Origin of the sequence: Rhodobaculum claviforme (assembly GCF_016653255.1) — a bacterium.
GTDB classification, from domain to species: domain Bacteria; phylum Pseudomonadota; class Alphaproteobacteria; order Rhodobacterales; family Rhodobacteraceae; genus Rhodobaculum; species Rhodobaculum claviforme.
Map to the genome: position 1 here is coordinate 1 of NZ_NHSD01000245.1, position 9924 is coordinate 9924.

Genomic DNA, 9924 nt, shown 5'->3' on the forward strand with positions numbered 1-9924 from the left:
CCTGCCCACCCTGGCCATCCCCCCTTGCCCGGCCCGTCCATGCGGGGCATCCCCATGGGCGAGGTGATGGGGCGGTACGGGGCAAAGGACAAGGCGGCATGACGCAGATGTGGGTGTTCGGCTACGGCTCGTTGATCTGGGACCCGGGGTTTCCGGTGGCCGAGACGCGGCTGGCCCGGCTGTCGGGGTTCCACCGCTCGTTCTGCATGCGCTCGGTCCACCACCGGGGCACGCCCGACGACCCCGGACTGGTGCTGGCACTGGATGCGGCGCCCGAGGCCTCCTGCGCGGGGGTGGCCCTTGCGGTGCGCCCGGGGGCGGAGGACGACACGCTGGGGTATCTGCGGGCGCGGGAGCTGGTGTCCTCGGCCTATGTCGAGACACGGCAGCGGGTACGGCTGTGGGACGGGCCGGAGGTGACGGCGGTCACCTATGTCATCGATCCCGACCATGTGCAGTACTGCGGCGGGCTGGCGCTGGAGGATCAGGCCGCGATCATCGCCCGCGCCACCGGCGGGCGGGGGCCCAACCGCGAGTATCTGTGGAACACCGCCGCGCATCTGGCCGAGTTGGGGATCGAGGACGCGGAGCTGTCGTGGCTCGCGGCCCGGGTGCGCCGCATCTGCGGGCAGGACGGCACCGTCTGAGACGCGCCGCGCCTTGGGTGGTTGGCAGTGCGCAGGAGGCTGCGTATGGTGCGCCCACCAGGACAGGGAACACCCCATGAAGCGCCCGCATCGCGCGCCCCAGCCACAGTTTTCCCACCCGCTGCGCCAGATCACGCTGATGCTGACGGTGCTGGTGCTGGTGGCGGCCGGCGGGTGGGTGGCGCTGCCGCGGGTGGGGTCGTTGTTCCTGGCCAACCCGTGGCTCAACGGCTTTATCCTGGTGGTGTTCGCCATCGGGATCCTCGCGTGCTTCTGGCAGGTGTTCCAGATCTCGCGCTCGGTCGCCTGGATCGAGGAGTTCACCGCCCGCGACACGGCCGAGGACCGCACCGCGCCGCGCCTGCTGGCGCCGCTGGCCACGCTGCTGGGGCCGCGCGGGGCGCGCAGCCGGGTGACCGCGACGTCGGCGCGCTCCATCCTCGATTCCGTCGCCGCCCGCATCGACGAAGACCGCGACATCACGCGTTACATCATCAACCTTCTGGTTTTCCTCGGACTTCTGGGCACCTTTTACGGCCTTGCGATCACCGTCCCGGCGGTGGTGGAGACGATCCGCTCGCTCGCGCCGACCGAGGGCGAAAGCTCCATCGCGGTGTTCGACCGGCTGATGACGGGCCTGGAGGCACAGCTGGGCGGCATGGGCACGGCGTTCTCCACCTCGTTGCTGGGGCTGGCGGGGTCGCTGGTGGTGGGGCTGCTGGAGCTGTTCGCGGGCCATGGCCAGAACCGATTCTATCGCCAGCTGGAGGAGTGGGTGTCCTCGATCACCCGCCTCGGCGTCGCGGCCGGCGACGGGGATGGGGCCACCGATCAGGGCGCGCTGGTGGCGATGTTCGAGCAGATGGCCGAGCAGATCGAGGCGTTGCAGGAGATGCAGGCCCGCATGGCCACCGACCGCCAGCAGGCCGACGCGGGCCTTGCGCGGATGGCCGAGGCGGTCGAGCGCCTGGCCGCCGGTGGCGGCGCCGAGATGACCGCCGCGCTCATCCGCGTGGCCGAGGGGCAGGAACGCCTGGCGGGCCTTGTGGAGGCGCAGGGCGGATTTGGCGCCGACGACGGCGCCGACGCCGAGGCGCGGATGCGCCTGCGCTCCATCGACGTGCATCTGCTGCGCATCCTGGAGGAAATGGCGGCGGGCCGCGAGGAAACCCTCAGCGACCTGCGCAGCGACATCGCGCATCTGACGGCGGCGGTGCGCCAGGTGGGCCGTCCCGGCGCGGGGCTGGCGCCGCTGCCGGGGCGCAAGGGCAGCTAGGGGATGGCGCTGCGCCGCGGAAACCATCGCGTCAGCGCTTCGATCTGGCCGGGCTTCGTCGATGCGATGACGGCGCTGCTGCTGGTGCTGTTCTTCGTGCTGTCGATCTTCATGATCGTGCAGTTCGTGCTGCGCGAACGCATCACCGACCAGGACACGGAGCTGGACGCGCTGGCCAGCCAGGTCCTCAGCCTGTCGCAGTCGCTGGGCCTGTCGGAGGAGCGGGGCGACCGGCTGGCGGACACGGTGGCAGGGCTGACGGCGGACCTGGACGCGGCCGACGCGCGCATGGCCGAGCAGGAGGCCGCGATCACCGGACTGACGGCACAGCTGGGCCAGCGCGATGTCGCACTGACCACCGCCCGCGGCCGAATCGCCCGCTTCGAGGAGCAGGTGGCAACCCTTCTGACCGAGCGGGACGCGGCGCGCGCCGAGGGCACCGCGCTGACGGCCGAGGTCGCGGAGCTGGAGGCGGCGCGCGAGACCCTGATCTCGCAGGCCGACGCGCTGCAACTGGCGCTGGCGCGTGCACGCGACGAAATCGACGCCGAGGCCGAGGCCGCACGGCTGGCCGCCGCACGGGCCGAGGCGGTCGAAGCCGCGCTGGCCGAGGCCCGCGACGAGGCCACCGCCCGCGCGGCCACCCTGTCCGACACCCTCGCCGCGCTGGAGGCCGAGACCGAGGCCCGCGCCGAGGCCGTCGCCCGCGCCGGGACGCTGGCGGAGGCCCTGTCGGAGGCCGAGGCGGCGGAGCTGGCCGAGCGCGCCGCGGCGCAGGCCCTGCGCGCGCGCCTTGCAGATGTCGAGGACACCCTGTCGGCGGCCGAAGCCGCGCGCCTGGCCGATGCCGCCGCCGCCGAAACCCTGCGGGCACGCCTGGGTGATGCCGACGCGGAGCTGACCGCGATGCAGCTTGCGCTGGAGGAGCAGCGCCGCCGCGCCGAGGAAACGCTGACCCTGCTGGCCGGCGCCGAAGCCGCGCGCCGCACCGCCGAGGCCGAGACCGAGCGCGCGTTGAGCGAAGCCGAGCGCCGCGCCGGCCTGCTCGCCGCCGCCGAGGCCGCGCTGGCCGGCGAGGAGACCCGCTCCACCGAGGCGCAGCGGCGCATGGCGCTGCTGAACCAGCAGGTGGCCGAGCTGCGCGCACGCGTCGGCGGGCTTCAGGATCTGCTGGCGACCTCGGAGGCCCGCGACACGGAGCGCGAGATCGAGATCGAGGTACTGGGCAGCCGCCTCAACGCGGCGCTGGCCCGGGTCGCGGCCGAGGAACGCGCCCGCGCCGATGCCGAGGCCGACGCCCGTCGGCTGGAGGAGGCCGAGCGCCGCCGCCTGGAAGATGAGGCGCAACGACTGGAGGCCTATGCCTCGGAGTTCTTTGGCCGTCTGCTGGAGGTGCTCGCGGGCCGCGAGGGGGTGGAGGTTGTGGGCGACCGCTTCGTGTTCTCCTCGGAGGTGTTGTTCGCGCCCGCCCGCGCGGAGCTGTCGCCCGAGGGCGAGGCGCAGGTTGCGGGCGTCGTGACCCTGCTGCGTGGCGTCGCGCAGGACATTCCCGAGGGCATCGACTGGATCCTGCGGGTGGACGGGCACACCGACGCCCTGCCGCTGGGGCCCGGGTCCGGATTCGCCGACAACTGGGAGCTGAGCCAGGCGCGCGCGCTGTCGGTGGTCCGCCACATGATCGACGCGCTGGGGTTCCCCCCCGACCGGCTGGCCGCCACCGGATTTGGCGAATACCGCCCCGTGGCCAGCAACACCACCGCCGAGGGCCGCGCCCGCAATCGCCGGATCGAGCTGAAGCTGACGGAGCGCTGATCCCGACGCCTGTCGCCGACGCGTCCCGGCAGGCAAGACCACGCGCCCGATCCGCCCGATGCGCGGCGAACCGGCGCCGAAGCAGGATCAGCGCAGGGTCAGTAGCTGCGGATCAGCCCGACGAGCCGCCCCTGGATGCGGACCTGATCGTCGCGCAACAGCCGGGTTTCATAGGCGGGGTTGGCGGCCTCCAGCGCGATCATGCCACCACGGCGGCGGAAGCGCTTGAGCGTGGCCTCGCTGTCCTCGACCAGGGCCACGACGATGTCGCCGGTCTCGGCGGTGGACTGGGCGCGGATCACCACGATGTCACCGTCGTTGATGCCCGCGTCGATCATCGAGTCGCCCCGCACCTCCAGCGCGAAATGCTCGGCCTGGGCGGTGAGCATGCTTCCCGGGACGGAGATATGGTGGCTGACCTCGCTGATCGCCTCGATCGGGGTGCCGGCGGCGATGCGGCCCATCACCGGCAGGCTGTGTGACGTGGCCTCGACCACCGGGATGCTGCCCCGCGGCCCCGCGGGCCGGCCCGCACCTTCGACCAGCCGGGGCGCAAAGCCCGCCCGCGCGCCGACAGCGGCGGTGGCAGGCGCCGCGGCGGTCTGGAGCGCATCGGGCAGGCGCAGGATTTCAATCGCTCGGGCGCGGTGCGCGAGACGGCGTATGAAACCGCGTTCCTCCAGCGCCGTGATAAGGCGGTGAATTCCGGATTTGGAGCGCAGCTCCAGCGCCTCCTTCATCTCGTCGAAGGACGGGGGCACACCATCGCGTTGCAAGCGGTCATTGATGAAGCGGAGAAGGTCGATCTGCTTGCGCGTCAGCATGGATATCCCCGTCAAATCACGGGGTTCGTTCTACTCCTGTTCCACCCGAGCGTCAAGCGCGATCACAGCGGCAGGCAGGCGACCTCGGCCCCCTCCGCCAGGGCGGGGGCGTGGGGCGGGCGGATCAGCAGCGCCCCGGCCTCGGCCAGAAGGCCCAGCAGCGCGCTGTCCTGGCTGTCGAACGGGGTGGCCACCGGAAGCGGGTCGCCGGGCACCAGCCGGGCGCGCATGTAATGCGCGCGCGGGCCGTTTTCCGCCACCGCCCGGCCCAGACGCGCGGCCACCGGACGCGGCGCCACATCCCGCAGCCCCTGCAACGCGCGCAGCGCCGGCAACAGGAACAGATGCCCGCACACGATGGCCGAGACCGGATTGCCCGGCAGCCCCAGCATCAGCGCCTCGTTCAGCCGGCCGGCCATCAGCGGCTTGCCCGGCCGCATCGCGATCTTCCAGAATGCGGGCGCGAAACCACGCGCGCGGACGGCCTGCGCCACCAGATCGTGATCGCCCACCGAGGCGCCGCCGATGGTGACGACCACATCCGCCCCCTCCGCCAGCTCCAGCACGGTATCGAGGCTGTCGAGCGTATCCCGCGCGATCGGCAGCAGGCGGGTGCGCGCCCCCTCCGCCTCGGCCATGGCCCTGAGGGCAAAGAGGTTCGAGGCGACGATCTGGTCGGGACCCGGCGTGGCGCCGGGCATCACCAGCTCGTCGCCGGTGGCGATGAAGGCGACCTCGGGACGGCGGGCGGCGCGGACATGGGGTACGTTCATCGCCGCCAGCAGCGCCAGATCGGCCGGGCGCAGGCGGCGCGGCCCGTCCAGCCGGGCACCGGCGGCGAAATCGGCGCCCATGGGCCGGACGTTGGTGTTGCCCACCGCGCGCAGGGTGATAGTGTCGCCCGAGACCTCCACATCCTCCTGTATGACGACGTGGTCGGTGCCCTGGGGCATCGGCGCGCCGGTGAAGATGCGCACCGCCACGCCCGGCGCCACGGCGGCGGCGAACCGCGCGCCGGCCTGCGCCGTGCCCACGACCCGCAGCCGCGCACCGGGGCGGGCATCGGTGGCGGCCATGGCATAGCCGTCCATGGCGGAGGCGGCGAAGGGCGGCTGTGCCCGCGCGGCAATGGCGCTGCCCAGCATCACGCGGCCCGCCGCCTCGGCCAGCGGCACATCCTCGGCCGGGAGCGGCATCGCAAGGGCGAGCACGCGGGCCAGGGCTTCCTCGACCGGGATCATGGGGTGGGGTCCGTGGGGGGGGATGCGGAGGCCTCGAACAGGCCGGAGCGTCCGCCCTCCTTGCGCAGCAGGCGGATGCCGGTGATCGCCATGTCCTTCTGCGCGGCCTTGAGCATGTCGTAGACCGTCAGCGCGGCGACCGAGACGGCGGTCAGCGCCTCCATCTCCACGCCGGTTGGGCCGGTGGTGGCAACGGTGGCGGTCAGGCGCAGCCCCGGCAGCGCGGGATCGGGCGTGATCTCCAGCGCGACCCTGGACAGCGGCAGGGGGTGACACAGCGGGATCAGGTCGGCGGTCCGCTTGGCGCCCATGATGCCCGCCAGCCGCGCGATGCCGGCCACGTCGCCCTTGTCGGCGCGCCCCTCGGTCACCAGCGCGAGCGTGGCGGGGCTCATGATCACGCAACCCTCCGCCACCGCCACGCGCCGGGTGGCGGGCTTGTCCGACACATCGACCATGTGCGCGTGCCCGGCCGCGTCGAAATGCGACAGCCGGGTCATGCCGCCGCAGCCCCGAGGATCGTGCGGGTGGCGGCGGTCACGTCGTCCTGCCGCATCAGGCTTTCGCCGATCAGGAAGGCGCGCGCCCCGTATCCCGCCAGATCGGCCAGATCGGCGGGGGTGAACAACCCGCTCTCGGCCACCACCAGCCGGTCGGCGGGCACCCGGGGCGCCAGCTCGCGCGTCACATCAAGTGTGACGTGGAACGTCTTGAGATTACGGTTGTTGATCCCGATCATCGGCGCGTCCAGCCGCAGGCCGCGCTCCAGCTCCTCGGCGTCGTGCACCTCGATCAGCGCGTCCATGCCCCAGTGGCGCGCGGCGTCCGCAAGCTCGGCGGCCAGCGCGTCATCCACGGCCGCCATGATGATCAGGATGCAGTCCGCCCCCCAGGCCCGTGCCTCGGCCACCTGATAGGTGTCATAGAGGAAATCCTTGCGCAGCACCGGCAGGTCGCACGCCGCCCGCGCCTGCCCCAGATACTCCGGAGCGCCCTGAAAGGACGGCGCGTCGGTCAGCACCGACAGGCAGGCCGCGCCCCCGTCGGCATAGGCGCGCGCCAGCGCGGCGGGGTCGAAATCGGCGCGGATCAGCCCCTTGGAGGGGCTCGCCTTCTTGATCTCGGCGATCAGGGCCGGGCCGCGCGCGGACCCCAGCGCCGCCGCGAAGGGGCGCACGGGCGGGACGGCACGGGCGGCGTCCTCCACCCCGGCAAGCGGGCGGGCGGCGCGCGCCTCGGCGATCTCGCGCAGCTTGTAGTCGCGGATGCGGTCCAGAATATCGGCCATGGGGGGTCCTTGCAGCCTTTTGGACGGTGTAACGCGCCGCCCCGCGCTTGGAAAGCGGCGGCGGAAATGCGCGCGATCGGGCGATGGATCGTCGCGCGGCGCATGCGCGCGCTTGCGCCCGGGGCGCAGGCTTGGCACCATCAGGGTCAACCCCTCTGGCAAGGAGCCTTGATTGGGCCTGAGCGTGCCGCCCCCCCCGCCCCCACCGGACAGCACCGGCGAATCCCGGCTGGAGTTCTCCGACAACCGTCTCCTGATCGACCTGTGCGGCGAATTCGACCGCAATCTGGCGCAGATCGAGCACGCCCTCGGCTTGCAGATGCTGCGCCGGGGCAATGTGATCGAACTGGTGGGCGACGCCATCGCCCGGGCACAGGCCACCGGCGTTCTGGAGGCGCTCTATGCCCGCGCCGAACAGGGCCGCGCGCTGGAGCCCGGCGACATCGATGCGGCGCTGCGGCTGGCCGGTGGCGGCCCCGTCCCCAGCCAGCAGCTGGAGATGTTCCAGTCCGGCCGGATGGAGATTCGCACCCGCAAGAAGACGGTCGAACCCCGCACCGCCGCGCAGCGCGCCTATGTCGAGGCGCTGTTTGCCCACGAGATGGCCTTCGGCATCGGCCCCGCCGGCACCGGCAAGACCTATATCGCCGTGGCCGCCGGGGTGGCCATGTTCTCCGAAGGGCTGGTGGACAAGATCGTGCTGTCGCGCCCCGCGGTGGAGGCCGGCGAGCGGCTGGGCTTCCTGCCCGGCGACATGAAGGAGAAGGTCGATCCCTACATGCAGCCGCTCTATGACGCGCTGGGGGATTTCCTGCCGGGCAAGATGCTGGCCAAGCTGATGGAGGAGCGCCGCATCGAGATCGCGCCGCTGGCCTTCATGCGGGGCCGCACGCTCAGCCGCGCGTTTGTCGTTCTGGACGAGGCGCAGAACGCCACCGCGATGCAGATGAAGATGTTCCTGACCCGGCTGGGCGAAGGCTCGCGCATGGTCATCACCGGGGACCGCAGCCAGGTCGACCTGCCGCGCGGCGTGCCCTCGGGACTGGCGGAGGCCGAGCGCATCATCGCGGGCATCAAGGGCGTGTCGTTTTCCTATTTCACCGCGCAGGACGTGGTCCGCCACCCGCTGGTCGCCCGCATCATCGAGGCCTACGAGCGTGACGACAGCACCCGCTGAGCCCGCCGTGGTCGATGTGATCGTCGAGGACGCGCGCTGGGAGGCGGTCGCGCTGGAGACGCTGGCCGAGACCGCCGTGCGCGCGACGCTGCGGCATCTGGGCCTGGCGCCCGCGGGGTTCGAGGTTGCGCTGATGGCGGGATCGGACGCGCGGATCGCCGAGCTGAACGCCGAGTTCCGCGACAAGCCCGCGCCGACCAACGTGCTGTCATGGCCCGCCCGGGACATGGGCGCGCCCGAGGCCCCCGACACCCCCGTCCCCGGCCCCGCCGATGACCCCGAACCGCTGGGCGACATCGCGCTGGCCTGGGACACCTGCGCGGCCGAGGCGCGGGCCGCCGGGCGCCCGCTGGCGGATCACCTGACGCATCTGGTCGTTCATGCAACATTGCATCTTCTGGGGTATGATCACGCGGAGGACACACAGGCCGCGGTGATGGAATCGCTGGAGGTCGCGATACTTGCGCAACTGGGTCTGCCTGACCCATATGGAGATGTGGCCGGCGAGCGAATCGCCTGAGAGGCCAGGCAAGCGGACAGGAGCCATGGGCGATACGGACGGCGGATCTAGGGCGGCGCGGAGCGCGCCGAACCCGCAGACCGACAGCATCGACGACAACGGCAGCCGGGACAGGCCCGGCCAGACCCAGACACATGACAGGGACGACAGCGCGCAGCGCGGCCTTCTGGGCCGTCTGATCGGCGCCTTCGCCACCCCCGACGAGGGCGAGATCGACCGCCGCGAGGACGCGCAGATCCTTGCGCTGGGGCTGGCGCGGCTGCGCCGGTTGCGGCTGGAGGACGTGGCCGTCCCGAAGGCCGAGATCGTCGCGGTGCCGGTGGACATCAGCCGCGCCGACCTGATCGCGAGCTTCCGCGAAAGCGGTTTTTCCCGCGTTCCGGTGTATGACGAGACGCTGGACCGACCGCTGGGGCTCTTGCTGCTCAAGGATCTTGCGCTGCGCTACGGCTTCAACGGGCATCACGACTTCGACCTGCGCCCGCTGCTGCGGCCGCTGATCTATGCCCCGCCGTCGATGCCCGCGGCCAAGCTGATGCAGCGCATGCAGGCCGAGCGCACGCACATGGCGCTGGTGATCGACGAATACGGCGGCGTGGACGGGCTGGTGACGATCGAGGACCTGATCGAGCAGGTCGTGGGCGAGATCGAGGACGAGCACGACACCGACGACGAGCGCCCCTGGCTGCGCGAGGACGAAGGCGTCTGGCTGATGCAGGCCCGCACCCCGCTGGAGGAGGTCGAGGCCGAGATCGGCGTGGTTCTGGTCGAGGACGACGCCCGCGCCGAGGTCGATACCCTGGGCGGGCTGGTGGCGATGCTGGCAGGCCGCGTGCCCGCGCGCGGCGAGGTCATCGTGCACCCCGACGGCGTGGAGTTCGAGATCGTGGATGCCGACCCGCGCCGCCTCAACCGTGTGCGGCTGCGCCTGACATCACCGCACAGCCCCCGCGGATGACCCGACCCCGGCCCCATCGGACGGGGCGGTGCCGCCCCCGGCCGGTGACCGCCCCGACGGCAGGCCGCCGGGCTGCACGCCTCGGCCGCGCCGGTGGCCGGACGGACGCACCGCCGAACGGCCATCGCGCGCCCCCGCGCCCGGCGGGCGCGGACCGGGGCCGCCCGGCTGCCGGGTGGCC

At 72.4% G+C, this 9924-nt stretch carries 10 protein-coding genes; 6 read left to right on the top strand and 4 right to left on the bottom strand.

The annotated features are described in order from the left end of the window. Window positions 1-107: 107 nt before the first annotated feature. The 3 genes from CCR87_RS08885 to CCR87_RS08895 all read left to right on the top strand — a co-directional run bounded on the left by CCR87_RS08885 (window position 108) and on the right by CCR87_RS08895 (window position 3735). Entirely contained in the window at window positions 108-647 is a 540-nt protein-coding gene (locus CCR87_RS08885) for a gamma-glutamylcyclotransferase (RefSeq protein ID WP_420850159.1), read from the top strand. A gap of 76 nt (window positions 648-723) precedes the next feature. Further along, window positions 724-1923 (top strand): biopolymer transporter ExbB, encoded by a 1200-nt coding sequence (locus CCR87_RS08890; RefSeq protein ID WP_201157173.1) that lies wholly within the window; start codon window positions 724-726, stop codon window positions 1921-1923. A gap of 3 nt (window positions 1924-1926) precedes the next feature. Further along, window positions 1927-3735 (top strand): peptidoglycan -binding protein, encoded by a 1809-nt coding sequence (locus CCR87_RS08895; protein ID WP_201157174.1) that lies wholly within the window; start codon window positions 1927-1929, stop codon window positions 3733-3735. A gap of 98 nt (window positions 3736-3833) precedes the next feature. Here CCR87_RS08895 and lexA read toward each other — a convergent pair whose 3' ends face one another. The 4 genes from lexA to trpC all read right to left on the bottom strand — a co-directional run bounded on the left by lexA (window position 3834) and on the right by trpC (window position 7088). Then, window positions 3834-4559 carry a transcriptional repressor LexA gene (gene lexA, locus CCR87_RS08900; protein WP_201157175.1) on the bottom strand — a complete coding sequence of 242 codons (726 nt, stop codon included), beginning with the start codon at window positions 4557-4559 and terminating at the stop codon, window positions 3834-3836. A 62-nt stretch (window positions 4560-4621) separates the two neighbouring features. Further along, window positions 4622-5800, bottom strand: coding sequence for a molybdopterin molybdotransferase MoeA (locus tag CCR87_RS08905; protein ID WP_201157176.1), 1179 nt, complete (start codon window positions 5798-5800; stop codon window positions 4622-4624). Beyond that, entirely contained in the window at window positions 5797-6300 is a 504-nt protein-coding gene (moaC, locus tag CCR87_RS08910) for a cyclic pyranopterin monophosphate synthase MoaC (protein ID WP_201157177.1), read from the bottom strand. The genes CCR87_RS08905 and moaC overlap by 4 nt, the downstream gene beginning before the upstream one ends. Further along, complete coding sequence (gene trpC / locus CCR87_RS08915) at window positions 6297-7088, bottom strand: indole-3-glycerol phosphate synthase TrpC (RefSeq protein WP_201157178.1); 792 nt, start codon at window positions 7086-7088, stop codon at window positions 6297-6299. Before trpC ends, moaC begins: the two co-directional genes overlap by 4 nt. Before the next feature lie 172 nt (window positions 7089-7260). On the opposite strand from trpC, the gene CCR87_RS08920 reads away from it, so the two are divergent. The 3 genes from CCR87_RS08920 to CCR87_RS08930 are packed head-to-tail and all read left to right on the top strand — an operon-like array spanning window position 7261 to window position 9743. After that, window positions 7261-8265, top strand: a complete 1005-nt coding sequence (locus CCR87_RS08920; RefSeq protein ID WP_242511933.1) for a PhoH family protein — start codon at window positions 7261-7263, stop codon at window positions 8263-8265. Further along, entirely contained in the window at window positions 8246-8785 is a 540-nt protein-coding gene (gene ybeY / locus CCR87_RS08925; RefSeq protein WP_338048901.1) for an rRNA maturation RNase YbeY, read from the top strand. The genes CCR87_RS08920 and ybeY overlap by 20 nt, the downstream gene beginning before the upstream one ends. Window positions 8786-8810: 25 nt before the next feature. After that, complete coding sequence (locus tag CCR87_RS08930) at window positions 8811-9743, top strand: transporter associated domain-containing protein (RefSeq protein ID WP_201157180.1); 933 nt, start codon at window positions 8811-8813, stop codon at window positions 9741-9743. Window positions 9744-9924: the final 181 nt, after the last annotated feature.